Origin of the sequence: Streptomyces sp. NRRL S-31 (assembly GCF_000718775.1) — a bacterium.
In the GTDB taxonomy this organism is placed as follows: Bacteria; Actinomycetota; Actinomycetes; order Streptomycetales; family Streptomycetaceae; genus Streptomyces.
On sequence record NZ_JOCB01000018.1, the window covers coordinates 25,653 to 50,022 of the forward strand.

General features: G+C 72.1%; 21 protein-coding genes, 1 pseudogene and 1 riboswitch. Of the genes and pseudogenes, 20 read left to right on the forward strand and 2 right to left on the reverse strand.

The genetic code is table 11. The annotated features are described in order from the left end of the window. The first annotated feature begins 108 nt into the window (after positions 1-108). From IF37_RS0110020 to IF37_RS39205, 15 genes and pseudogenes are all read left to right on the forward strand, one after another. Positions 109-1,038, forward strand: coding sequence for an ABC transporter permease (locus IF37_RS0110020; RefSeq protein WP_030739488.1), 930 nt, complete (start codon positions 109-111; stop codon positions 1,036-1,038). After that, positions 1,031-1,810, forward strand: a complete 780-nt coding sequence (locus IF37_RS0110025) for an ABC transporter ATP-binding protein (protein WP_030739491.1) — start codon at positions 1,031-1,033, stop codon at positions 1,808-1,810. The genes IF37_RS0110020 and IF37_RS0110025 overlap by 8 nt, the downstream gene beginning before the upstream one ends. A 360-nt stretch (positions 1,811-2,170) precedes the next feature. Further along, the gene (gene hpnC, locus IF37_RS0110030; protein ID WP_030739494.1) at positions 2,171-3,067 is read left to right on the forward strand and encodes a squalene synthase HpnC; all 897 of its coding nucleotides are present in this window, start codon (positions 2,171-2,173) and stop codon (positions 3,065-3,067) included. Beyond that, a complete protein-coding gene (gene hpnD, locus IF37_RS0110035) occupies positions 3,064-4,029 on the forward strand; it encodes a presqualene diphosphate synthase HpnD (protein WP_030739496.1) in 966 nt (321 codons plus the stop codon). Before hpnC ends, hpnD begins: the two co-directional genes overlap by 4 nt. Positions 4,030-4,079: 50 nt before the next feature. After that, positions 4,080-4,157, forward strand: a complete 78-nt coding sequence (locus IF37_RS46585; protein ID WP_367647058.1) for a DUF6380 family protein — start codon at positions 4,080-4,082, stop codon at positions 4,155-4,157. Next, on the forward strand, positions 4,154-5,578 hold the full coding sequence (gene hpnE, locus IF37_RS0110040) for a hydroxysqualene dehydroxylase HpnE (protein WP_030739499.1): 1,425 nt from the start codon (positions 4,154-4,156) through the stop codon (positions 5,576-5,578). The genes IF37_RS46585 and hpnE overlap by 4 nt, the downstream gene beginning before the upstream one ends. Beyond that, positions 5,578-6,712: pseudogene (locus IF37_RS0110045) on the forward strand (polyprenyl synthetase family protein). The gene hpnE and the pseudogene IF37_RS0110045 overlap by 1 nt, the downstream one beginning before the upstream one ends. Positions 6,713-6,829: 117 nt before the next feature. Further along, entirely contained in the window at positions 6,830-8,860 is a 2,031-nt protein-coding gene (shc, locus tag IF37_RS0110050) for a squalene--hopene cyclase (protein WP_030739503.1), read from the forward strand. A gap of 1 nt (position 8,861) precedes the next feature. Continuing rightward, on the forward strand, positions 8,862-9,503 hold the full coding sequence (locus tag IF37_RS0110055; RefSeq protein ID WP_030739505.1) for a hypothetical protein: 642 nt from the start codon (positions 8,862-8,864) through the stop codon (positions 9,501-9,503). Positions 9,504-9,508: 5 nt separating this feature from the next. Further along, complete coding sequence (gene hpnH, locus IF37_RS0110060; RefSeq protein ID WP_030739506.1) at positions 9,509-10,531, forward strand: adenosyl-hopene transferase HpnH; 1,023 nt, start codon at positions 9,509-9,511, stop codon at positions 10,529-10,531. A 4-nt stretch (positions 10,532-10,535) separates the two neighbouring features. Next, on the forward strand, positions 10,536-11,669 hold the full coding sequence (gene ispG, locus IF37_RS0110065) for a flavodoxin-dependent (E)-4-hydroxy-3-methylbut-2-enyl-diphosphate synthase (protein WP_030739507.1): 1,134 nt from the start codon (positions 10,536-10,538) through the stop codon (positions 11,667-11,669). A 32-nt stretch (positions 11,670-11,701) separates the two neighbouring features. Next, complete coding sequence (gene dxs / locus IF37_RS0110070) at positions 11,702-13,600, forward strand: 1-deoxy-D-xylulose-5-phosphate synthase (protein ID WP_030739510.1); 1,899 nt, start codon at positions 11,702-11,704, stop codon at positions 13,598-13,600. Further along, positions 13,597-14,982, forward strand: a complete 1,386-nt coding sequence (locus tag IF37_RS0110075; RefSeq protein ID WP_030739512.1) for an aspartate aminotransferase family protein — start codon at positions 13,597-13,599, stop codon at positions 14,980-14,982. The genes dxs and IF37_RS0110075 overlap by 4 nt, the downstream gene beginning before the upstream one ends. A gap of 92 nt (positions 14,983-15,074) precedes the next feature. After that, a complete protein-coding gene (locus IF37_RS0110080; RefSeq protein ID WP_030739515.1) occupies positions 15,075-15,698 on the forward strand; it encodes a helix-turn-helix domain-containing protein in 624 nt (207 codons plus the stop codon). Beyond that, positions 15,695-15,817, forward strand: coding sequence for a DUF6126 family protein (locus IF37_RS39205; RefSeq protein ID WP_037856168.1), 123 nt, complete (start codon positions 15,695-15,697; stop codon positions 15,815-15,817). Before IF37_RS0110080 ends, IF37_RS39205 begins: the two co-directional genes overlap by 4 nt. Positions 15,818-15,865: 48 nt before the next feature. Here IF37_RS39205 and IF37_RS0110090 read toward each other — a convergent pair whose 3' ends face one another. Next, positions 15,866-16,663 (reverse strand): tyrosine-protein phosphatase, encoded by a 798-nt coding sequence (locus IF37_RS0110090; RefSeq protein WP_030739517.1) that lies wholly within the window; start codon positions 16,661-16,663, stop codon positions 15,866-15,868. 171 nt (positions 16,664-16,834) lie between these two features. On the opposite strand from IF37_RS0110090, the gene IF37_RS0110095 reads away from it, so the two are divergent. The 3 genes from IF37_RS0110095 (at position 16,835) to IF37_RS0110105 (ending at position 21,419) form a co-directional block, all read left to right on the forward strand. Next, entirely contained in the window at positions 16,835-18,907 is a 2,073-nt protein-coding gene (locus tag IF37_RS0110095) for an alpha-galactosidase (RefSeq protein ID WP_030739519.1), read from the forward strand. A gap of 311 nt (positions 18,908-19,218) precedes the next feature. After that, positions 19,219-19,375: riboswitch (cyclic di-AMP (ydaO/yuaA leader) on the forward strand. A 4-nt stretch (positions 19,376-19,379) separates the two neighbouring features. Beyond that, a complete protein-coding gene (locus IF37_RS0110100) occupies positions 19,380-20,393 on the forward strand; it encodes a M23 family metallopeptidase (protein WP_030739521.1) in 1,014 nt (337 codons plus the stop codon). Positions 20,394-20,633: 240 nt separating this feature from the next. Further along, on the forward strand, positions 20,634-21,419 hold the full coding sequence (locus tag IF37_RS0110105) for an SGNH/GDSL hydrolase family protein (RefSeq protein ID WP_030739522.1): 786 nt from the start codon (positions 20,634-20,636) through the stop codon (positions 21,417-21,419). Positions 21,420-21,477: 58 nt separating this feature from the next. Here IF37_RS0110105 and IF37_RS0110110 read toward each other — a convergent pair whose 3' ends face one another. Continuing rightward, the gene (locus tag IF37_RS0110110; RefSeq protein ID WP_106981743.1) at positions 21,478-22,098 is read right to left on the reverse strand and encodes a TetR family transcriptional regulator C-terminal domain-containing protein; all 621 of its coding nucleotides are present in this window, start codon (positions 22,096-22,098) and stop codon (positions 21,478-21,480) included. A gap of 172 nt (positions 22,099-22,270) precedes the next feature. On the opposite strand from IF37_RS0110110, the gene IF37_RS0110115 reads away from it, so the two are divergent. Together IF37_RS0110115 and IF37_RS0110120 are read left to right on the forward strand one after the other, a co-directional pair. Continuing rightward, the gene (locus IF37_RS0110115; protein WP_030739525.1) at positions 22,271-23,464 is read left to right on the forward strand and encodes an MBL fold metallo-hydrolase; all 1,194 of its coding nucleotides are present in this window, start codon (positions 22,271-22,273) and stop codon (positions 23,462-23,464) included. Positions 23,465-23,893: 429 nt separating this feature from the next. Next, on the forward strand, positions 23,894-24,226 hold the full coding sequence (locus IF37_RS0110120; protein WP_030739527.1) for a putative quinol monooxygenase: 333 nt from the start codon (positions 23,894-23,896) through the stop codon (positions 24,224-24,226). Positions 24,227-24,370 lie beyond the last annotated feature (144 nt).

Genomic DNA, 24,370 nt, shown 5'->3' on the forward strand with positions numbered 1-24,370 from the left:
CGTGCCCGCGCGGACGGACCGGACGGCGCACGCGCACGGACGCACCGCACGCGCACGGACGCACCGGACGACGCACCCGAACGAACCCGAAGACGAAAGTATCCACCTGTGAGTGAGACCACGCACGACGGCACGGTCGCGGTGACCGCGGCGCCGTCGCCCGACGCGGGACTGACGGCGGCCGACCTGGCCGCGAAGTACGGGCTCTCGGTGAGCGGCGCCCGGCCCTCGCTCGTGGAGTACGTCCGGCAGCTGTGGGGGCGCCGCCACTTCATCCTGGCCTTCTCCCAGGCGAAGCTGACCGCCCAGTACAGCCAGGCCAAGCTCGGCCAGCTCTGGCAGGTGGCCACACCGCTGCTGAACGCGGCCGTGTACTTCTTCATCTTCGGGCTGATCCTGCACGCCAGCCGCGGCATGTCGCAGGACGTCTACATCCCGTTCCTGGTGACCGGTGTCTTCGTGTTCACCTTCACCCAGAGTTCGGTGATGTCGGGCGTGCGCGCCATCTCCGGCAACCTCGGCCTGGTGCGGGCCCTGCACTTCCCGCGCGCCGCCCTGCCGGTCTCCTTCTCGCTCCAGCAGCTCCAGCAGCTGCTGTTCTCGATGCTGGTGCTGTTCGTCGTGGCCATCGGCTTCGGCAGCTACCCGGGGCCGTCCTGGCTGCTGATCGTGCCGGTGCTGGTGCTCCAGTTCCTGTTCAACACCGGGCTCGCGCTGATCGTGGCCCGCATGGGCGCCAAGACGCCGGATCTCGCGCAGCTGATGCCGTTCCTGCTGCGCACCTGGATGTACACCTCCGGCGTCATGTTCTCGATCAACAAGATGCTGGAGGGGCGTCCCGAGTGGATCGTCCGGCTGCTCCAGGTCAACCCGGCGGCCGTCTACATGGACCTGATGCGCTTCGCCCTGATCGACGGCTACGGTGCCGCCAACCTGCCGCCGCACGTGTGGGCCATCGCCCTGTTCTGGGCCGTGGCCGTCTTCGCCGGTGGCTTCGTGTACTTCTGGAAGGCTGAGGAGCGGTACGGCCGTGGCTGAGCGGAACACCCAGGACCAGCGCCCGACGGTCATCGCGGACGAGCTGCACATCGTCTACCGGGTCAACGGCGCCAAGACCGGCAAGGGCAGCGCGACAGCGGCCCTGAGCCGCATCCTCAAGCGCGGCGAGGAGCGGGGCGTGCGCAAGGTGCACGCCGTGCGCGGCGTGTCCTTCGTGGCCTACCGCGGCGAGGCCATCGGCCTGATCGGCTCCAACGGCTCCGGCAAGTCGACCCTGCTGCGCGCCATCGCCGGCCTGCTGCCCGCGGAGAAGGGCAAGGTCTTCACCGACGGCCAGCCGTCGCTGCTGGGCGTCAACGCGGCCCTGATGAACGACCTCACGGGCGAGCGGAACGTCATCCTCGGCGGGCTCGCCATGGGCATGTCCCGGGAGCAGATCAAGGAGCGCTACCAGGACATCGTGGACTTCTCGGGCATCAACGAGAAGGGCGACTTCATCACGCTGCCGATGCGCACCTACTCCTCCGGTATGGCGGCCCGGCTGCGTTTCTCCATCGCCGCCGCCAAGGACCACGACGTCCTGATGATCGACGAGGCGCTGGCCACCGGCGACCGGAAGTTCCAGAAGCGTTCCGAGGAGCGGATCCGGGAACTGCGCAAAGAGGCCGGAACGGTCTTTCTGGTCAGTCACAACAACAAGTCGATCCGCGACACCTGCAACCGCGTGCTGTGGCTGGAGCGCGGTGAGCTGCGGATGGACGGACCCACCGACGAGGTTCTCAAGGAGTACGAGAAGTTCACGGGCAGGTGACCCGTTTCGGCCAGGGCCCCGCCGGAATTCGTCCGGCGGGGCCCTGCGTCTGCAAAGGAAACGTCAACTCGGTCTCGCGTTAGGAATCTTGGAGCCAATCGGTGTGTTGTTGTGATGTGCAGGACACCCCGACGGTCGGCGCCGCGTTGTACAACGTAAGCTGTACCAGTGCCGGAAACCGGCAAGTGGGGCGATAACGCACGCCTTCCTTCATGGGGGCGTGCGCGCGCATTGCGGGGCGGCGTGTCCGAAATAGTGTGTATTGGGTCGGCAGTGTAGAACGGGAGATGTGACGGCAATGGCTACGGAGACTCCCCAGCTCAGCGCAGCATGTGCCGTCCCCGTGCGGAGCGGCGCCCGATGACGGGCACCGCCGCGGTGCCCGACCTGGAACGCGCCACGCTGGACAAGGCCGCGCGGGAGAACTTCCCGGTGGCCCCCTTCTTCCTCCCCCGGGCCTGGCGCGACGACCTCATGGCCGTCTACGGCTTCGCCCGCCTGGTGGACGACATCGGCGACGGCGACCTCGCGCCCGGCGGCGCCGACGCCCGCGTCCTCGGCGCGCCGCCCGCCGGCGCGGAGGACCGGATGGTCCTCCTCGACGCCTTCGAGGCCGACCTGCGCCGGGTCTTCGACGGCGTCCCGCGCCACCCGCTGCTGCGCCGCCTCCAGCCCGTCGTCCGCCGCCGCGCCCTCACCCCCGAGCCGTTCCTCGGACTGATCGCCGCCAATCGCCAGGACCAGCTCGTCGCCCGGTACGAGACCTACGACGACCTCCTCGCCTACTGCGAACTGTCCGCCAATCCCGTCGGCCGCCTCGTCCTCGCCGTCACCGGCACCTCCACCCCCGAGCGGGTCCGGCTGTCCGACGCGATCTGCACCGCGCTCCAGATCGTGGAACACCTCCAGGACGTCGCCGAGGACCTCGGCCGCGACCGGATCTACCTCCCCGCCGAGGACATGAAGCGCTTCCACGTCCAGGAAGCCGATCTTGGCGAGAAAACCGCGGGCGCATCGGTGCGCGCCCTGGTTGCATACGAAGCGCAACGCGCCCGCGATCTGCTGAATGAAGGCGCCCCCCTGGTGGGTAGCGTCCACGGCAGGCTCAAGCTGCTGCTCGCGGGGTTCGTGGCGGGGGGGAGGGCGGCGGTCGAGGCGATCGCCGCCGCCGAATACGACGTACTTCCCGGCCCGCCCAGACCCGGCAAGGTCCGGTTGCTGCGTGAGGCGGGCTCGATCCTGCGAGGAGAGGGGTGATCCGGACCGTGGAGTCTCCGCCGCACGTGTCGGCACCGGTACTCGCCGCCTACAGCTACTGCGAGGCCGTCACCGGGCAGCAGGCCCGCAACTTCGCCTACGGCATCCGGCTGCTGCCGACGGCCAAGCGCCGCGCCATGTCGGCGCTGTACGCGTTCTCCCGGCGCGTGGACGACATCGGCGACGGAGACCTCGCCGACGACGTCAAGGTGGCGCGGCTGGAGGACACCCGGGCACTGCTCGCCCGGGTCCAGGCGGCCGAGGTCGAGGAGGACGACACCGACCCGGTGGCCGTCGCCCTCAGCCACGCCGCACGGACCTTCCCGATCCCGCTCGGCGGCCTCGACGAGCTGATCGACGGCGTCCAGATGGACCTGCGCGGCGAGACCTACGAGACGTGGGACGACCTCAAGGTGTACTGCCGGTGCGTCGCCGGTGCCATCGGACGCCTCTCGCTCGGCGTCTTCGGCACCGAACCCGGGGCGCGCGGCGCCGAACGCGCGGCCGAGTACGCCGACACACTGGGCCTCGCGCTCCAGCTCACCAACATCCTCCGCGACGTCCGCGAGGACGCGATGGGCGGCCGCACCTACCTGCCCGCCGACGACCTCGCCAAGTTCGGCTGCTCGGCCGGCTTCCACGCGCCGACCCCGCCGGAGGGCTCCGACTTCGCCGGCCTCGTCCACTTCGAGGTGCGCCGCGCCCGCGCCCTGTTCGCCGAGGGTTACCGGCTGCTGCCCATGCTCGACCGGCGCAGCGGCGCCTGCGTGGCCGCGATGGCCGGCATCTACCGCCGGCTGCTGGACCGCATCGAGCGCGACCCGGAGGCCGTTCTGCGCGGCCGGGTCTCGCTGCCCGGACACGAGAAGGCGTACGTCGCCGTGCGCGGCCTGTCCGGGCTCGACACCCGGCACGTGACCCGCCAGGTCAGCCGGCGTACCTCCGTCAGGAGGCGCGCCTGATGGGCTCCACCGCACCCGACGGCACCCGACGGGCAACCCTCCGCCGCGGCATGGCGTCCCTGACTGCGACGACCGTGCGTGCACCGTTCGACCAGCACGCCCGGCACGCACGGAAGGACGCACGATGAGCGACGGCTCACCCTCTCCCGCGCCGCCGCACGCCCCGCGGACGGCGGGCCGCAGCGCGGTCGTGGTCGGCGGCGGCCTCGCCGGGACCACCGCGGCCCTCGCCCTCGCCGACGCGGGCGTCCGGGTCACCCTGCTCGAAGGCAGACCCAGGCTGGGCGGCCTCGCCTTCTCCTTCCGGCGCGGCGAGCTGACCGTCGACAACGGCCAGCACGTGTACCTGCGCTGCTGCACCGCCTACCGCTGGTTCCTCGACCGGATCGAGGGCGCGGCGCTGGCACCGCTCCAGGACCGCCTGGACGTGCCCGTCGTCGACGTCGCCAAGCCCGCGGGACGGCGGCTCGGCAGGCTGCGGCGCGACCCACTGCCCGTCCCCCTCCACCTGGGGCGCAGCCTGGCCGCCTATCCGCACCTCTCGCTCGCCGAGCGCGCGGCCGTCGGTCGGGCCGCGCTCGCGCTGAAGGGACTCGACCCCGCGGACCCGGCCCTGGACACCCAGGACTTCGGCAGCTGGCTGGCCGCGCACGGCCAGTCGGCGCGCGCCGTCGAGGCCCTGTGGGACCTGGTCGGGGTCGCCACCCTCAACGCGGTCGCGGGCGACGCCTCGCTGGGGCTCGCCGCGATGGTGTTCAAGACCGGTCTGCTGTCCGACCCGGGCGCGGCCGACATCGGCTGGGCCCACGTCCCGCTGGGCGAACTGCACGACCGGCTGGCCCGCAAGGCGCTCGACTCCGCGGGCGTCCGTACCGAGGTCCGTACACGCGTCACCTCCGTCTCCCACAACGAGAACGGCGGCTGGAGCGTTCAGGTTCCCGGCGAGACGCTCTCCGCGGACGCCGTCGTCCTCGCCGTACCCCAGCGCGAGGCCCACGAACTGCTGCCGCCCGGCGCCCTGGACGCGCCCGAGCGGCTGCTGGAGATCGGCACCGCCCCGATCCTCAACGTCCACGTCGTCTACGACCGCGAGGTGCTCGCGCGCCCCTTCTTCGCGGCCGTGGGCACCCCCGTGCAGTGGGTGTTCGACCGCACCCACGCCTCCGGACTGCGCACGGGCCAGTACCTCGCGGTGTCCCAGTCGGCCGCGCGGGACGAGATCGACACACCGGTCGCCGAACTCCGCGCGCGCTACCTGCCCGAGCTGGAGCGGCTGATCCCGGGCACGCGCACGGCCGCGGTACGGGACTTCTTCGTGACCCGGGAGCGCACCGCCACGTTCGCCCCCGCCCCCGGCGTCGGGCGTCTGCGGCCCGGCGCCCGCACCAAGGCCCCCGGCCTGTACCTGGCCGGAGCGTGGACCGCCACCGGGTGGCCCGCGACCATGGAGAGTGCGGTCCGCAGCGGGGTGAGCGCGGCCGACGCCGCGCTCGGCGCCCTGGGCCGGCCCCGCCCGCGCCACCTCTTCGACGTCGAGGAGGCGGCCTGATGCCCGAGCAACGGGCGGCAGCCCCCCGCACCCCCGGTACCGCAACAAGAAGGAGAGACTGTGCCCACTGTGCCCCCGGCCGCGACACCCGCTCGGAGGCCCGCGGTGGACGTGACCGCGCTCCTGGAGCGCGGCAGAACCCTGGCCACACCGGTACTGCGCGAGGCCGTCGACCGCCTCGCCCCGCCCATGGACACCGTCGCCGCCTACCACTTCGGCTGGATCGACGCGGCCGGCAACCCGGCCGACGGCGACGGCGGCAAGGCCGTCCGCCCCGCGCTCGCCGTCCTCTCCGCCGAGGTCACCGGCGCCGCGCCCGAGACGGGAGTACCCGGCGCGGTCGCCGTCGAACTCGTGCACAACTTCTCGCTGCTGCACGACGACCTGATGGACGGCGACGAGCAGCGCCGGCACCGCGACACCGTCTGGAAGGTGCACGGCCCCGCTCAGGCCATCCTGGTCGGCGACGCCCTGTTCGCCCTCGCCGGCGAGGTCCTGCTGGAACTGGGCACGGTCGCGGCCGGCCGCGCCACCCGCCGGCTGACCACGGCCACTCGCGCCCTGATCGACGGCCAGGCCCAGGACATCTCCTACGAGCACCGCGACCGGGTCAGCGTCGAGGAGTGCCTGGAGATGGAGGGCAACAAGACCGGCGCTCTGCTCGCCTGCGCCTCCTCCATCGGCGCGGTCCTCGGCGGCGCGGACGACGCCACCGCCGACGCGCTGGAACGGTACGGCTACCACCTGGGCCTCGCCTTCCAGGCCGTGGACGACCTGCTCGGCATCTGGGGCGACCCGGAGGCCACCGGCAAGCAGACCTGGAGCGACCTGCGCCAGCGCAAGAAGTCCCTGCCGGTCGTCGCCGCCCTCGCGGCCGGCGGCCCCGCCTCCGAGCAGCTCGGCGAGATCCTCGCCGCGGACGCCAAGAGCAGCGACTCCGAGAACTTCTCCGAGGAGGAGTTCGCGGCCCGCGCCGCGCTCATCGAGGAGGCCGGCGGCCGTGAGTGGACGGCCGGGGAGGCCCGCCGTCAGCACACCGTCGCCATCGAGGCCCTCGATGCCGTGAACATGCCCGACCGGGTGCGGGACTCCTTCACCGCGCTCGCCGACTTCGTCGTCGTACGGAAGAGATGATCACTATCGGACGAACACGTCTCGCGTAGTCGCCGGCCGGTGCCGCAGCACATGCGGACACCGGCCGACGGCGGACCCACAGCAGCACGACGCGCACGACTGCACGAAGGGGAAGCCATGACAGCGACGACCGACGGAAGCGCCGGGGCGATCCTGCCGTCCCGAGCTGCCGCGGCCAGCGACACCACCCTCACCACCCCCGAGACGGCCGGGGTGCACGAAGCCGCCGCACGCGCCGCACAGCGCGCCACCGATCTCCTGCTCGCCACGCAGGACGCCGAGGGCTGGTGGAAGGGCGACCTGGAGACCAACGTCACCATGGACGCCGAGGACCTGCTGCTCCGCCAGTTCCTGGGAATCCTGGACGAGCGGACCACGCAGGCCGCCGCGAAGTTCATCCGCGGCGAACAGCGCGAGGACGGCACCTGGGCCACCTTCTACGGCGGGCCCGGTGAACTGTCCACCACCATCGAGGCGTACGTCGCCCTGCGCCTGGCCGGCGACGCCCCCGACGACCCGCACATGGCGATGGCCTCGGCCTGGATCCGCGAGCGCGGCGGTATCGCCGCCGCCCGCGTCTTCACCCGGATCTGGCTCGCCCTGTTCGGCTGGTGGAAGTGGGAGGACCTGCCCGAACTCCCGCCGGAGCTGATCTACTTCCCCACCTGGTTCCCGCTCAACATCTACAACTTCGGGTGCTGGGCCCGGCAGACGATCGTGCCGCTCACCATCGTCTCCGCCAAGCGCCCGGTACGCCCGGCCCCCTTCGCGCTGGACGAACTGCACACCGACCCCGCCGTCCCCAACCCGCCGCAGCCGCTCGCCCCGGTGGCGAGCTGGGACGGGCTCTTCCAGCGGCTCGACAAGGTCGTCCGGGGCTACCGCAAGGTCGCCGTGCGCAGGCTCCGCCGGTCCGCGATGAACTCGGCGGCCCGCTGGATCATCGAGCGGCAGGAGAACGACGGCTGCTGGGGCGGCATCCAGCCCCCGGCCGTGTACTCGGTCATCGCCCTGCACCTGCTCGGCTACGACCTCGAACACCCGGTGCTGCGCGAGGGCCTCGCCTCGCTCGACCGGTTCGCCGTCTGGCGTGAGGACGGCGCCCGGATGATCGAGGCCTGCCAGTCCCCGGTGTGGGACACCTGTCTCGCCACCATCGCCCTGGTGGACGCCGGTCTGCCGGTGGACCACCCGCAACTGGTCAAGGCCGCCGACTGGATGGTCGGCGAGGAGATCGTCCGGCCCGGCGACTGGGCCGTACGGCGCCCCGAACTGCCCCCGGGCGGCTGGGCGTTCGAGTTCCACAACGACAACTACCCCGACATCGACGACACCGCCGAGGTCGCCCTCGCGCTGCGCCGGGTCAGGCACCACGACCCCGACCGCGTGGACCACGCGATCGGGCGGGCGGTGCGCTGGAACCTCGGCATGCAGTCGAAGAACGGCGCCTGGGGCGCCTTCGACGTCGACAACACCAGCCCGTTCCCGAACCGGCTGCCGTTCTGCGACTTCGGCGAGGTCATCGACCCGCCGTCCGCGGACGTCACCGCGCACGTCGTGGAGATGCTCGCCGCCGAGGGCCTGGCGCACGACCCGCGCACCCGCCGCGGCGTCGACTGGCTGCTCGCCGAACAGGAGCCGAACGGCTCGTGGTTCGGCCGCTGGGGGGTCAACTACCTTTACGGCACCGGTTCGGTCGTCCCCGCGCTCACCGCGGCCGGACTGCCCCGCTCGCACCCGGCGATCCGGCGGGCCGTGTCCTGGCTGGAGAGCGTCCAGAACGACGACGGCGGCTGGGGCGAGGACCTGCGCTCCTACCAGGACCCCGGGGAATGGAGCGGTCGCGGCGCCTCCACCGCCTCGCAGACCGGGTGGGCGCTGATGGCGCTGCTCGCGGCGGGGGAGAAGGGCTCCGAGGCCGTCGAGCGCGGCATCCGGTGGCTGGCCGAGACCCAGCGGGAGGACGGCAGCTGGGACGAGCCGTACTTCACCGGCACCGGCTTCCCCTGGGACTTCTCCATCAACTACCACCTCTACCGGCAGGTGTTCCCGCTCACCGCGCTCGGCAGGTACCTGCACGGGGACCCCTTCGAGCGCAATCTGCTCGCCCCGGCCCAGAAGACCGCCGCACGGGTCGAGGGGGACTGAATTGGACCACCAGCCCGCACCGGCCCCGCTGCTGATCGCCTGCGCGCTCGGCATCGAGCACCTCGCCCTGCGCACCGGTGACAGGAGCGGGGCGGACGGGCCGGTCACCTTCGTCCGCACGGGCATGGGCCCCCGTGCGGCGGAACGCTCCGTCAGCCGGCTCCTCGCCGGACCGGCACCGGCCGACACGGCCGTGCTGGCCACCGGCTTCTGTGCCGGGCTGGCCCCCGGGATGCACCCCGGCGACCTGGTCGTCGCCGAGAAGACCCGGGACCCGCGCGGGACCGTCCCGTGCGTGGGCACCGAACTCCTGGTCAAGGAACTCGTGCGCCTGCTGCCCGGACGCACCGTCCACACCGGCCCGCTCACCGGCTCCGACCACGTCGTCCGGGGTCCCGAGCGGTCCGACCTGCTCGCCACCGGCGCGATCGCGGTGGACATGGAGTCGGCGGCCACACTGCTGGCCGCCGTCCGCACGGGCCCCCGCCCGGTCGCGGCGGTCCGGGTGGTCGTGGACGCGCCCGAACACGAACTCGTCCGGATCGGCACGGTGCGCGGTGGGATATCGGCCTTCCGCGTTCTTCGTTCCATCCTTCCTGCATTTTTCGAATGGCACCGTTCTTTGCTGCTCCCCCGGAGGTGAGCCAGATGGCCATGCCGTTGCGCCAGTCCATCAAGGTCGCTACATACCTGGCTGAACAGAAGCTCCGCAGGCGGGACAAGTTTCCGCTCATCGTCGAGCTGGAACCGCTCTTCGCCTGCAATCTGAAATGCGAGGGCTGCGGCAAGATCCAGCACCCGGCCGGTGTGCTCAAACAGCGCATGCCGGTGGCCCAGGCCGTGGGCGCGGTGCTGGAGTCCGGTGCGCCGATGGTCTCCATCGCCGGTGGCGAGCCCCTGATGCACCCCCAGATCGACGAGATCGTGCGCCAGTTGGTGGCGAAGCGGAAGTACGTCTTCCTCTGCACCAACGCCATGCTGATGCGCAAGAAGATGGACAAGTTCACGCCGTCGCCCTATTTCGCCTTCGCCGTGCACATCGACGGGCTGCGGGAGCGGCACGACGAGTCCGTGGCGAAGGAGGGCGTGTTCGACGAGGCGGTGGCGGCCATCAAGGAGGCCAAGCGGCGCGGCTTCCGGGTGACCACCAACTCCACCTTCTTCAACACCGACACCCCGCAGACCATCATCGAGGTGCTCAACTTCCTCAACGACGACCTCCAGGTCGACGAGATGATGATCTCGCCCGCCTACGCCTACGAGAAGGCGCCCGACCAGGACCACTTCCTCGGTGTGGAGCAGACCCGCGAGCTGTTCAAGAAGGCATTCGCGGGCGGCAACCGCAAGAAGTGGCGGCTCAACCACTCCCCGCTCTTCCTGGACTTCCTGGAGGGCAAGGTCGACTTCCCGTGCACCGCGTGGGCGATCCCGAACTACTCGCTCTTCGGCTGGCAGCGCCCCTGCTACCTGATGAGCGACGGGTACGTGCCGACGTACCGCGAACTGGTCGAGAAGACCGACTGGGACAAGTACGGCCGCGGCAAGGACCCGCGCTGCGACAACTGCATGGCGCACTGCGGCTACGAGCCCACCGCCGTCCTCGCCACCATGGGCTCCCTGAAGGAGTCCCTGCGGGCGATGCGCGAGACCGTCTCCGGGAACCGGGAGTGAGACGGTGACCGTCGTCCCCCTGGGCGTTCCCGAGGTGCCGGCCCGTCCGGTCGCGCCGCGGCGGCAGTCGCGGCGCCTGGAGGTCGGGCCGGTGGCGGTCGGGGGCGGAGCCCCGGTGTCGGTGCAGTCGATGACGACGACCCGTACGTCGGACATCGGCGCCACCTTGCAGCAGATCGCGGAACTCACCGCGTCCGGCTGTGAGATCGTCCGCGTCGCCTGCCCCACGCAGGACGACGCGGACGCCCTCGCGACCATCGCCCGCAAGTCGCAGATCCCGGTGATCGCGGACATCCACTTCCAGCCGAAGTACGTGTTCGCGGCCATCGAGGCCGGCTGTGCGGCGGTCCGCGTGAACCCGGGGAACATCAAGAGGTTCGACGACCAGGTCAAGGAGATCGCCCGGGCCGCCAAGGACCACGGCACACCGGTCCGGATCGGGGTCAACGCCGGCTCCCTGGACCGGCGGCTGCTCCGGAAGTACGGCAGGGCCACCCCCGAGGCGCTGGTCGAGTCGGCGCTGTGGGAGGCGTCGCTCTTCGAGGAGCACGGCTTCCGGGACCTCAAGATCTCGGTCAAGCACAACGACCCGGTCGTGATGGTCGAGGCGTACCGGCAGCTCGCCGAGGAGTGCGACTACCCCCTCCACCTCGGGGTCACGGAGGCCGGCCCGGCCTTCCAGGGCACGATCAAGTCCGCCGTGGCCTTCGGGGCGCTGCTGTCCCGGGGCATCGGCGACACGATCCGCGTCTCGCTGAGCGCGCCGCCGGTCGAGGAGGTCAAGGTCGGCCTCCAGATCCTCCAGTCGCTGGGCCTGCGGCAGCGGCGGCTGGAGATCGTCTCCTGTCCGTCCTGCGGCCGGGCCCAGGTCGACGTGTACAAGCTCGCCGAGGAGGTCACGGCGGGCCTGGAGGGCATGGAGGTACCGCTCAGGGTCGCGGTGATGGGGTGTGTGGTCAACGGCCCGGGCGAGGCCCGGGAGGCCGACCTGGGGGTGGCCTCGGGCAACGGCAAGGGGCAGATCTTCGTGAAGGGCGAGGTCGTCAAGACCGTCCCCGAGTCGAGGATCGTGGAGACCCTCATCGAGGAGGCGATGAAACTCGCCGAGCGGACGAACCCCGCGGACCACGCGGGTTGAGGCAAGGCACGGACCGAGAGGGGGCCCGAGAGTTGACCATTCTGGAGAGCATCCGCGGACCACGCGAGCTGAAGGCGCTGTCCCAGGCGGAACTCGGTGAACTGACCGGAGAGATACGCGAGTTCCTGGTGCAGGCGGTGTCGAGAACCGGCGGTCACCTGGGGCCCAACCTGGGAGTGGTGGAACTCTCCGTCGCGCTCCACCGGGTCTTCGAGTCACCGGTCGACCGCATCCTGTGGGACACCGGCCACCAGGCGTACGTCCACAAGCTGCTGACCGGCCGTCAGGACTTCTCGAAACTGCGCGGCAAGGGCGGCCTGTCCGGCTACCCCTCGCGCGAGGAGTCCCCGCACGACGTCATCGAGAACAGCCACGCCTCCACCGCGCTCGGCTGGGCCGACGGCCTTGCCAAGGCCAACCGGGTACGGGGCGAGAAGGGCCATGTGGTCGCGGTCATCGGCGACGGCGCGCTGACCGGCGGCATGGCCTGGGAGGCCCTGAACAACATTGCCGCGGCCCGGGACCGGCCGCTCATCATCGTCGTCAACGACAACGAACGCTCCTACGCCCCCACCATCGGCGGCCTCGCCAACCACCTGGCCGCCCTGCGCACCACTGACGGCTACGAGAGGATGCTCGCCTGGGGCAAGGAGGTGCTCCAGCGGACCCCGGTCGTCGGCAGCACGCTCTACGAGTCCCTGCACGGCGCCAAGAAGGGCTTCAAGGACGCCTTCGCCCCGCAGGGCATGTTCGAGGACCTGGGGCTGAAGTACCTCGGTCCGATCGACGGCCATGACATCGGGGCCGTCGAGTCCGCGCTGCGCCGTGCCAAGCGCTTCCACGGCCCCGTCCTGGTCCACTGCCTCACCGAGAAGGGCCGCGGCTACGAACCGGCGCTCGCCCACGAGGAGGACCGCTTCCACTCCGTGGGCGTGATGGACCCGCTCACCTGCGAACCCCTCGCCCCCTCGGGCGGCCCCTCCTGGACCTCCGTGTTCGGCGAGGAGATGGTCAGGATCGGCGAGGAGCGCGAGGACGTCGTGGCGATCACGGCGGCCATGCTGCACCCGGTGGGCCTCGGCCGGTTCGCCGAGCGCTTCCCGGACCGGGTGTGGGACGTGGGCATCGCCGAGCAGCACGCCGCCGTCTCGGCCGCCGGGCTCGCCACCGGCGGGCTGCACCCGGTCGTCGCCGTCTACGCCACCTTCCTCAACCGGGCCTTCGACCAGCTGCTGATGGACGTCGCCCTGCACCGCTGCGGGGTCACCTTCGTCCTGGACCGGGCCGGCGTCACCGGTACCGACGGCGCCTCCCACAACGGCATGTGGGACATGTCCGTCCTCCAGGTCGTCCCCGGCCTGCGGATCGCCGCCCCGCGCGACGCCGACCAGCTCCGCGCCCAGCTGCGCGAGGCCGTCGCCGTGGACGACGCGCCCACCCTGGTCCGCTTCCCGAAGGAGTCCGCGGGCCCGCGGATCCCGGCGGTCGGCCACGTCGGCGGCATGGACGTGCTGCACCGCGCGGAACGCCCCGAGGTGCTGCTGGTGGCCGTCGGCGTGATGGCACCGGTGTGCCTGGGGGCCGCCGAGCTGCTTCAGGCCCGCGGCATCGGCTGCACGGTGGTGGACCCGCGCTGGGTCAAGCCCGTCGACCCCGCGCTGCCCGGCCTCGCGGCCGGCCACCGGCTGGTGGCCGTGGTGGAGGACAACAGCCGGGCCGCGGGCGTGGGTTCGGCCGTGGCACTGGCCCTCGGCGACGCCGACGTGGACGTGCCGGTACGGCGGTTCGGCATCCCGGAGCAGTTCCTCGCGCACGCCAAGCGCGGCGAGGTGCTGGCCGACATCGGCCTCACACCGGTCGAGATCGCCGGCCGGATCAGCGCGAGCCTGGCCGTCCGGGACGCCGGCGGCACAGTCAAGGAGAGTGAATGACCACGGAGTTCGACCTCGGCGCCCTGCTCGCCGAGCGCGGAGCCGAACGCTACGAGCTGCACGCGAAGCACCTCAACCCGCAGCTCCCGCGCATGCTGCACACCATCGGCTTCGACAAGGTCTACGAGCGCGCGGAGGGAGCGCACTTCTTCGACGCGGAGGGCGGCGACTACCTCGACATGCTCGCCGGGTTCGGGGTGATGGGCCTCGGCCGGCACCACCCGGTCGTCCGCAAGGCGCTGCACGACGTGCTGGACCTGGACCTCGCCGACCTCACCCGGTTCGACTGCCAGCCGCTGCCCGGCCTGCTCGCCGAACGGCTCCTCGCGCACAGTCCGCACCTGGACCGGGTGTTCTTCGGCAACAGCGGCACCGAGGCGGTCGAGACGGCCCTGAAGTTCGCCCGGTACGCCACCGGCAGGCCCAGGGTCCTCTACTGCGACCACGCCTTCCACGGCCTGACCACCGGCTCGCTGTCGGTCAACGGCGAGGCCGGCTTCCGCGACGGGTTCGCCCCGCTGCTGCCGGACACCGCCGTACCGCTCGGCGACCTGGACGCGCTGGCCCGGGAACTGCGCAAGGGCGACGTGGCCGCCCTGATCGTGGAGCCGATCCAGGGCAAGGGTGTGCACGAGGCGCCGCCCGGCTATCTCCGCGCCGCGCAGGAGCTGCTGCACCGGCACAAGGCGCTGCTCATCGCCGACGAGGTGCAGACCGGCCTCGGCCGCACCGGCGACTTCTACGCCTACCAGCACGAGGACGGCGTCGAACCGGACCTGGTGTGCGTGGCCAAGGCGCTGTCCGGCGGCTACGTGCCGGTCGGCGCCACCCTCGGCAAGGAGTGGATCTTCAAGAAGGTCTACTCGTCGATGGACCGGGTGCTGGTGCACTCGGCGAGCTTCGGCGCCAACGCCCAGGCGATGGCGTGCGGCCTCGCGGTGCTGTCGGTCATGGAGAACGAGCAGATCGTCGCCGGCGTGCGCCGCACGGGCGAGCTGCTGAAGTCCCGGCTCACCGCGCTGATCGACACCTACGAACTGCTCGCCGACGTCCGCGGCCGGGGCCTGATGATCGGCATCGAGTTCGGCAAGCCGTCCTCGCTGAAGCTGCGCGGCCGCTGGACCATGCTCCAGACGGCCCGCAAGGGACTGTTCGCCCAGATGGTCGTCGTACCGTTGCTCCAGAAGCACCGGATCCTCACCCAGGTCTCCGGCGACCACCTCGAGGTGATCAAGCTGATCCCGCCACTGGTCCTCGACGAGGCCGACGTGGACCGGTTCGTGGCCGCCTTCACCGCCGTGATGGACGACGCGCACAGCGGCGGCGGCCTGATGTGGGACTTCGGCAAGACCCTGATCAAGCAGGCGGTGGCCAACCGCTGACCGTGCCGGGGGAGTGCGCCGGGGGGCGCGGACGTTCTTGCCTCAGAGGCAAAGAAATTGCCGCAGAGGCAAGATCGGGCTGAAATGGAGGCATGAACGCCTCAGACGCCGCGCCGCCGGCGGCTCCGGACGACGGACTTCCCTCCGTCGCGCCGCAGCTGCGCGCCCTGCGCCGGCGCGCCGGCCTCACGCTGGAGGCCGCGGCCCGCGCCGCCGGTCTCTCGCCGGCCCATCTCTCCCGGCTGGAGACCGGGCAGCGCCAGCCGTCGCTGCCCATGCTCCTCGCGCTCGCCCGTATCTACGGTACGACCGTCTCGGAACTGCTCGGCGAGACGGTCGCCGACCGGGACTCGATCGTGCGGGCCTCCGACATGGAGCCGACCCGGGCCGGCGGATGGACGTACTTCCAGGCCGGAGCGCCCGGCCGCGGCATGCAGGCCCTGCGGGTGCGGGTGCCGTACGGCTCGCAGGGCGACATCGTGCGCGTCCACCCCGGCGAGGAGTGGGTCTACGTCCTCAAGGGGCGGCTGCGGCTGCGCCTCGGGGACACCGCGCACCTGCTCGGCTCCGGTGACAGCGCGCACTTCGACTCGCTCACCCCGCACCGCCTCGCCGCCGAGGACCACGACGGCGTGGAACTGCTGTTCGTCCACACCCTCTTGCAGAGCCCTACGGCCACCCTGTGCCTGGGCCCGCTGACCGGAGAGCTGCCATGAGCAACTTCGAGACCAAGTTCCCCCGCTCCCTGTGGATCCGGCTGCTCATCTACATCGCCCTCGGGCACGTCCTGGCCGCGTTCCTCTACCTGCTGTTCGCGGTGGGCGCCAAGAGCTGACCCGCACACCGGCACCTCGCCTTGGCGGGCGGCCGTCGCCGGCCGCCGTCAGTCCAGCAGGCGCTCGCGCAGGCGCTCGCGGGTCGAAGGGGTGAGCCCGAGGCCCCGGGCCAGGTAGGTCTCGGTGTCGCCCCAGGTCTCCTCGATGCTCGCGAAGGCCGCCTCCAGATACTCGGCGCGGGCGTCGAAGAGCGGGTCGAGCAGATCCATCACCTCGGGCGAGTACGCCGTCCCCGCGCCGCCGCCGCGGCGGATGCGGTAGCGGCGGTGCTTGGCGTTGGACTCCAGGTAGTCGGCGGTGATCGCCTCGCGCTCGACGCCCACGGCGAGGAGCGTGACCGCGACGGAGATGCCCGCCCGGTCCTTGCCGGCCGCGCAGTGCATGAGCGCGGGGACGCTGTCCTCGGCGAGCGCGGCCAGCACCCGGGAGTGCTCGGCGGTGCGCTCCTTGACGATGCTCCGGTAGGAGGCGGCCATCCGGGCCGCCGCCTTGCCATCGCCGAGGATCGCGCGCAACTGGTCGAGGTCGCCGTCCCGGACCATCTTCCAGAACTCGGCGCCGTCCGCCGGGTCGGTCAGCGGCAGGTTCACGTTCCGCACGCCGGGCAGCTCGACGTCGGGGCCCTCCAGCTTCTGGTCGGCCGCGTTGCGGAAGTCGAAGATGGTGTGCAGGCCCAGGGAGGCGAGGAAGGCCGCGTCCTCCTCCGTCGCGTGCGCGAGGTGGCCGCTGCGGTACAGCACGCCCTGCCGCACCCGCCGCCCGTCCACCGTGGGCAGCCCGCCCACGTCACGGAAATTGCGCACTCCGGAGAGTTCCGGCTCGGTCGACGGGGCCTGCTGCGTCACGGGGGGCTCCTCCCGGTCGGTCCCGCCGGCGCGGCTCACCGTCGGGCGCTGCGTCGACCATACGACATGGATTTCGCCGGACGGCGAGTTGACCACAGGCATTGTCAGACGGTCCACGGCCCTTGATGATGTTGGCACTTGAGCGTATCTGTCGGCCCTTGTGAGGTCTCGATGCTGGACATCGCCGAAGACGGTCGCACCTGGCTCCTGTCGGGCCCCGGCAGCAGCTATGCCGTGCATCTCACCGACACGGACGAACTGCTGCACCTGCACTGGGGGCCGCGCATCGCCCTCGCCGACGCCGAGGCGCTCGCGGCGCGCCCGCTGCCCGGCTACTGGCCCTTCGAGTCGCCGCTCGACGGCCGTGAGGAGTACCCGGTCGAGGGCGGCCCCCGCTTCGTCCGGCCCGCCCTGTCCGTCCGCACCGCCGAACGCCGCGGCACCGAGTGGCGTTTCACGGGCCATCAGGAAGAGGATGGCGAGCTGCGGCTGCGCTTCGACGACGACGGCGTCGGCATCACGCTGCACTACCGGATGCGCGGTGACGTCGTCGAGCGCTGGGTGACGGTCGACAACGGCGGCCGCGCGCGCGTGGAGCTGCTGCGGGCCGACGCGGCGACCTGGACCCTGCCCGACCGCGAGGGCTGGCGGCTGTCCCAGCTGCACGGCCGCTGGGCCGCCGAGTCCCGGCTCACCACCGCCCCCCTCACCTACGGGGAGAAGGTCCTCGGCAGCCGCCGCGGCCACACGAGCCACCAGCACCTGCCCTGGGTGGCCCTCGACACCGACGCCACCGAGGAGCGCGGCGAGGTCTACGGCTGCGCGCTCGGCTGGTCCGGCTCCTGGCGCATCGCGGTCGCCCAACTCCCCGACGCGCGAGTGCAGATCACCGGCGGCGCCGGGTACGACGACTCGGGCCTGCTGCTCCTTCAGCCCGGGGAGTCGTACACCACCCCGGTCTTCGCGGGCCTGTGGAGCGACGGCGGCTTCGGCGGCGCGAGCCGCGCCTGGCACGCCTACCAGCGCGCCCATGTCATCCCGGACGCCGGGCGGGACCGGCCGGTCCTGTTCAACTCCTGGGAGGCGACCACCTTCGACATCTCCGAGGAGCAGCAGGCCGCCCTCGCCCGCCGGGCCGCCGAGATCGGTATCGAGCTGTTCGTGGTGGACGACGGCTGGTTCGGCGCCCGCACCAGCGACCGCGCAGGCCTCGGCGACTGGACGCCCAACCCCGACCGCTTCCCGCACGGCCTGGCGCCCCTGGCGGACCGGGTGCACGGCCTGGGCATGCGGTTCGGCATCTGGGTCGAGCCCGAGATGGTCAACCCGGACAGCGAGCTGTACCGCGCCCACCCCGACTGGGTGCAGCACCAGCCGGGACGCGCGCGGACGGAACTGCGCAACCAGCTGGTGCTCAACCTCGCGCGCGAGGACGTCCAGGAGTACGTGTGGGAGCGGCTGGACACCCTGCTGTCCAGTGCCCCGATCGACTACGTGAAGTGGGACTTCAACCGCTGCTTCACCGACGCCGGCTGGCCCGGGGAGCCGTATCCGCAGCGCCTGTGGGTGGACCATGTCCGCGCCCTGTACGCCCTGTTGGACCGGTTGCGGGCCGCCCACCCCCAGGTCGCCTTCGAGTCCTGCTCGGGCGGCGGCGGCCGGATCGACCTCGGCATCATGAGCCGCACCGACCAGGTGTGGACCTCCGACAACACCGACCCGCTGGACCGGCTCGCCATCCAGCACGGCTTCACCCAGCTCCATCCCGCCCGGGTCATGGCGGCCTGGGTCACCGACAGTCCGAACACCCAGCTCAACGGGCGGGTCAGCTCACTGCGCTTCCGGTTCGTCAGCGCCATGGCGGGCGTGCTCGGGGTCGGCGGCGATCTGACGGAGTGGAGCGCGGACGAACTGGCCGAGGCCCGGGCCTGGGTGGAGCTGTACAAGGAGATCCGCCCGGTCGTGCAGCACGGCGAGCTGTACCGGCTGCGGCGCCCGGCGGGCGGCCTCAGCGCCGTGCAGTACGTCCGGGACGAGGAGGCCGTCGTCCTCGCCTGGCTCCAGGCGCAGAGTTACGGCGAGCCGGTCCCGGCGGTGCGGCTGCGCGGACTCGACCCGTCGGCGTCGTACGAGTGCCGGGAGACGGGCGAAGTGCACCGGGGGGCGGTGCTGTTGCACCACGGGCTGCGCACCGGACTCACGGGTGACCTGGACGCGGCGGTGTTCCGGCTGCGCCGCAGATGAGACCCGTGTCCGTAATAGCGTCTTTGTGGGGATTGATTGCGAAATAAAGGGGTGTAGGGAAGTGGTGCGTGACGAGCGTCACATCAGTGACCGTGCGTTGCACGTCATGTCCATGCAATAAACGCGCTGAAATGGGCGATCACCGGTCCGGCGGCACGGAGGTGCACGCTCGGTGATCATCCCTCCCCTCGACTCGCCGCCCGGGGCTCCAACACCGGCGCCCAAGCGCTTGTTTCGGCGCCTCCCGCTCGCTTACTTTCGCCATCCACCCATCCGGACGGAACGCCGAATCCTGCCGCCGCCCGGAGTCCCCACACACTTGACCCGTGCCCGGCAGGAGCGGGGGACCACCAGGTGCGACTGCCTGTCCCGGTCTCCGCGACAGGCCAGGGGTGCAGCCGTCCGCGCACGGCCGGGCGGCTCCAGCCCGAACCCGACAGCTGACCTCGCAGGCGTCGGAGAGGATCGCGCCATGCCCGGCAAGGGTAAGCACCGACGCGCCAAGACCCCGCGTCTTTCCCGCTCCATAGCCGTCGCCGGAACCGGCGGCGCCGCCCTGGCCCTCCCGCTCCTCGGAGCGGCCGAATCCCACGCCGCGACCCCGGCGGCCCCGTCCGCCTCCGGGAAGACCACGACCCCGGCTGCCCCGTCCGGCTCCGGGATGACCGTGCAGATCCAGACGGCGAAGAAGGCCGCAAAGACCGCCGCCACGGCGCGCGCGGACGTGCGCGTGTACAAGGTGCGCAGCGGTGACTGCCTCTCGAAGATCGCCGCCGAGCAGCACGTCAGCGGCGGTTGGCAGCGGCTCTACGACGACAACCGGCGGGCGGTCGGCGCCGACCCGTCGCTCATCCACCCGGGTCTGGCACTCACCCTCGGCAAGAAGGCGGCGCCGGCCCCCGCCCACACCGCCGCGTCCCGGCAGACCGAGACCGCGCCGCGCCCCGCCAAGGCCGCGCCCCAGCACACCAAGGCCGCGCCCCGGCACACCAGGACCGCGGTGAAGCCCGCCCACCGCCCGCGTGCGTCCCAGGCCCACCGGCCCACCGGGTCCGGCACCGCACGGCGGGTCTCCACCGGCTTCACCCTCCCGGTGACCGGCGCCCCCATAGGCACCGCCTACCGCGTGGCCGGCGGCATGTGGTCCAGCGGCCACCACACGGGCGTCGACTTCGTGGTGCCGACCGGCACCCCCCTCAAGGCCGTCGGCGCGGGCACCGTCGTCTCCGCCGGCTGGGGCGGCGCCTACGGCAACCAGGTCGTCATCAAGCTGCACGACGGCCGGTACGCCCAGTACGCCCACCTCTCGCGGCTGTTCGTCTCGGCCGGCCAGGCCGTGACCGCGGGCCGGCAGATCGGCCTCTCCGGCGCCACCGGCAACGTCACCGGCCCGCACCTGCACTTCGAGATCCGCACCACGCCGAACTACGGCTCCGACATCGACCCGCTCGGCTACCTGCGCGGGCACGGCGTCTCCGTCGGCTGACCGCCGCCCCCGCAGCACCCGCCCGGCACCCCGTCGAAGGCCGGACCCGCGATCCCGGGTCCGGCCTTCGGCGCGCCCGGCTCCAACAGCCGCGCGGGCGGCCGTATTCCTGAGATCGCCCAACCTTTACGAGTGGCTTATATCACCGTTCGTCAACCCCGCCTTACGGTCGCGTAGGTCACATCCCAAGGTGAATCATGGTCCGCCGTGGCAAACGATTCGAAGAGTGACAACAGATCAGTGATCGGGTCGTACGTGGCGGTGGGGGACAGCTTCACCGAGGGCGTCGGCGACCCCGGGCCGGACGGGGCGTTCGTGGGCTGGGCCGACCGCTTCGCGGTGCTGCTCGCCGACCGGCGCCCCGAGGGCGACTTCCAGTACACCAACCTCGCCGTGCGCGGCAAACTCCTGGACCAGATCGTGGCCGACCAGCTCCCGCAGGCCGCCGCCATGGCCCCGGACCTGGTCTCCTTCTGCGCGGGCGGCAACGACATCATCCGCCCGGGCACCGATCCCGACGAGGTGGCCGAGCGTTTCGAACGCGCCGTGGCCCGGCTGACCGAGGCCGCCGGCACCGTGCTGGTGACGACCGGTTTCGACACCCGTGGCGTACCCGTCCTCAAGCACCTGCGCGGCAAGATCGCCACCTACAACGGGCACGTCCGCGCCATCGCCGACCGGTACGGCTGCCCCGTGCTCGACCTGTGGTCCCTGAAGTCCGTACAGGACCGCAGGGCCTGGGACAGCGACCGCCTGCACCTCTCGCCCGAGGGGCACACGCGCGTGGCGCTGCGCGCCGGACAGGCCCTCGGCCTGGACGTCCCGGCCGACCCGGAGCAGCCCTGGCCGCCGCTGCCGCCCCGCGGCACCCTGGACATCCGCCGCGACGACGTCCAGTGGGCGCGCGAGTACCTCGTCCCCTGGATCGGACGCCGGCTGCGCGGCGAGTCCTCCGGCGACCACGTGACCGCCAAGGGCGCCCTCTCGCCGGACGACATCAAGATGCGCATCGCCTCCGTGGCCTGACCCCGCCGGCCGCGCCCCGGACCGCCCGCTGCGGCGGCCCGGGACGCGGCCGGCGCGCTCACCGCTCCCGTCCGGTCAACGCCGCGCGGTCCAGGCCCAGTTCCCGGGCGAGGGCGTCGTCCACCCAGCGCTGCGCCCGGGACCGCGGCACCGCGCCCGGGTACGACGTCAGCTGCACGGCCAGCCCGTCCAGCAGCGCCGTCAGCCGCAGCGCCGCACCGGCCGGGTCCGCGCAGGCGAACTCGCCCGCCGTCACACCCTCCGCGATGACCTCCGTGATCGCCGCCTTCCACTGCCGGTCCAGGTCCCGGGTGACCTCCCGCAGGGCGGGCTCGCGCAGGGCCACCGCCCAGCCCTCGATCCACAGCCGCCAGCCCTTGGCCTGGCCCGTCGGCGCGTACCAGCGCACGGCCGACCGCAACCGGCGCAGCGCGGTCGTCCGCCGGCCCACCAGCTTGCGCAGCCGCGCCAGATCGTCCTCCGCCGCGTACGCGAACGCGGCGGCGACCAGTTTCTCCTTCGTGGAGAAGTGGTACAGCACCAGCGCGTTGCTCACGCCGAGCACCGCGGCCACGTCGGCGATCCTGACCGCCGCCACGCCCCGCGCCTCGATCTGCTCGATGGCGGCCCGCAGCAGTTCCTCCCGCCGCTCCGCCACGCTCAACCGCACTCTCGCCACCCCGTCACCCTAGTGGCTCACCCCGGCGCCGCCGAAGCCGTCCGGTACCCCCGCGGACGCCGTACCGCACGCCGGTGACGGCCGGCCGCACCCCGCCGCACCCCGCCGTGCCCGCACCGCCGCGGGCGCCGACCATAATGGAGCACCTCGATCCACTCCACCAGGAGGTACCGTGACCGGTTTGCGTTCCGCGAGCTCCGGGCTGCGCGCGCTGCGGCCCGCCGCGTTCGGGGCGGACCCGGGCGGTGACCGCCTGGCACGCATCCGCCGCTCCCCGCACTTCGCGGACGGTGTCTTCCAGAACCCGGGAGGCCCCGCCCGCACCCGGCCCAGCGGCTCCACCCTGGACCTCGCGAAGGTGTTCCTGGACAAGGACACCCGGCCGCTGCGCGCGCCGAAGGGCACCGTCCCGGTGCACCCCACGACCTTCGCCGACCTGGCCGAGCCGCCCGCGACCGGACTCCGGCTGACCTGGGCGGGGCACTCCAGCGTGCTCGCCGAGATCGACGGCCACCGGGTCCTGTTCGACCCCGTCTGGGGCGAGCGCTGCTCCCCGTTCCCCTTCGCCGGGCCCAAGCGGCTGCACCCGGTGCCGCTGCCGCTGGCCGCGCTCGGTCCGGTCGACGTGGTCGTCATCTCGCACGACCACTACGATCACCTGGACCTGCCCACCATCAAGGCGCTGGCCGGCACGGACACGCTGTTCGCCGTGCCGCTCGGCGTCGGCGCTCACCTGGAGCACTGGGGCGTCTCCCCGGACCGGCTGCGCGAACTGGACTGGCACGAGTCCACCCGGGTCGGCGGCCTCACCCTCACCGCCACCCCGGCCCGCCACTTCTGCGGCCGGGGCCTGCGCAACACCCAGCACACCCTCTGGGCGTCCTGGGTCGTCGCCGGCGAGGAGCACCGGATCTACCACAGCGGCGACACCGGCTACTTCGACGGCTTCGAGGACATCGGCGCCGCGCACGGCCCGTTCGACGCCACGATGATCCAGATCGGGGCGTACAGCGAGTTCTGGCCCGACATCCACATGACCCCCGAGGAGGGCCTGCGCGCCCACCTCGACCTCCAGGGCGGGGCGCCGCACGGCGTGCTGCTGCCGATCCACTGGGGCACCTTCAACCTCGCCCCGCACCCCTGGGCGGAGCCGGGGGAGTGGACCAAGGAGGCCGCCGAGGAGGCCGGCCAGGCGGTGGCCCTGCCGCGTCCGGGCGAGCCCTTCGAACCCGCCGGCAAGCTGCCGGCGGAGGCGTGGTGGCAGACCGTCTCCGGGCCGATCGCACACCCGTGGCGCCGTCCTCGGATCGTCGAGGCAGGGACTGAGACGAGCAACGCCGACCTCGACCTCGCGGGCGGGCGGTGACGCCGGGCGCTACGGCAGCCCGGTGACACCACAACTCGCCTGCGGACTCCGCGATCAGGCGACGGGGGTCGTCAGCGGCCTCGGAACTCCGTTCCGGCAGCTCGCGCAGCCACAGCATCGCGTCGCCACCGGACGTACCCCCTGACTGGTGGAGCTGCCATGGCGCCCGGTGTGACCACCGTGAGCGGGAAATCGTCGGGGACGCCACCGTCGGATCCCGTGCGGCACCGGCCGGCGAGTAAGGCCACCGATTCCGGCATGGACGGAACGGCGGCGCCGGACATTTCCAGCGGCGGGCGGCGGTGGGGCAGGGTGGAAGAGGCCGCCCCACCGCGCCGGGGGGACACCGTCACCGCACGGTTCCTTCCCGATCTGCCGCGCGGTGACAGCCCGGCCGTCCCCCCGACCCACCCTGCGAAGGAGTGCATGATGATCTTCATCACCGTAAAGTTCCCCGTCCGTCCCGAGCGGAGTGCGGACTGGATCGACCTCGTCGACGACTTCACCCAGGCCACCCGGAGCGAGCCGGGCAACCTGTTCTTCGAGTGGTCCCGCAGCGTGGACGACCCGAACGAGTTCGTCCTCGTGGAGGCGTTCCGCGATGCCGACGCGGGTCGTGAGCACGTCGAGTCCGCCCACTTCCGGCAGGCCATGGAGACCATGTCGTACGCCGTCGCCGCGACCCCGAAGATTGTCAGTGTGGAGATACCCGACCGAGAGGGCTGGGCCCCGATGGCCGAGGTCTCTCCCCGTCAGGCATGACGACGGCCACGGGGGAGGAGCGGAAGCCGAGGTCTCCGACCCCTCGGCACCACCCGGGGTCCGTCCCGGCCGAGGTCGGCGCACCCGGTGGGCAGGGAGGGTGACGCTCCCCCTGCGAGAATGGCGGGAGCGGGGCCGGCGGCC

Coding starts and splice junctions, on each gene's coding strand:
- IF37_RS0110075 (WP_030739512.1), top strand. CDS start 13,597: ATGACCACGGAGTTCGACCTCGGCGCCCTGCTCGCCGAGCGCGGAGCC.
- IF37_RS39205 (WP_037856168.1), top strand. CDS start 15,695: ATGAGCAACTTCGAGACCAAGTTCCCCCGCTCCCTGTGGATCCGGCTG.
- IF37_RS0110095 (WP_030739519.1), top strand. CDS start 16,835: ATGCTGGACATCGCCGAAGACGGTCGCACCTGGCTCCTGTCGGGCCCC.
- hpnH (WP_030739506.1), top strand. CDS start 9,509: ATGGCCATGCCGTTGCGCCAGTCCATCAAGGTCGCTACATACCTGGCT.
- shc (WP_030739503.1), top strand. CDS start 6,830: ATGACAGCGACGACCGACGGAAGCGCCGGGGCGATCCTGCCGTCCCGA.
- IF37_RS0110080 (WP_030739515.1), top strand. CDS start 15,075: ATGAACGCCTCAGACGCCGCGCCGCCGGCGGCTCCGGACGACGGACTT.
- IF37_RS0110120 (WP_030739527.1), top strand. CDS start 23,894: ATGATCTTCATCACCGTAAAGTTCCCCGTCCGTCCCGAGCGGAGTGCG.
- hpnC (WP_030739494.1), top strand. CDS start 2,171: ATGACGGGCACCGCCGCGGTGCCCGACCTGGAACGCGCCACGCTGGAC.
- IF37_RS46585 (WP_367647058.1), top strand. CDS start 4,080: ATGGCGTCCCTGACTGCGACGACCGTGCGTGCACCGTTCGACCAGCAC.
- IF37_RS0110100 (WP_030739521.1), top strand. CDS start 19,380: ATGCCCGGCAAGGGTAAGCACCGACGCGCCAAGACCCCGCGTCTTTCC.
- hpnE (WP_030739499.1), top strand. CDS start 4,154: ATGAGCGACGGCTCACCCTCTCCCGCGCCGCCGCACGCCCCGCGGACG.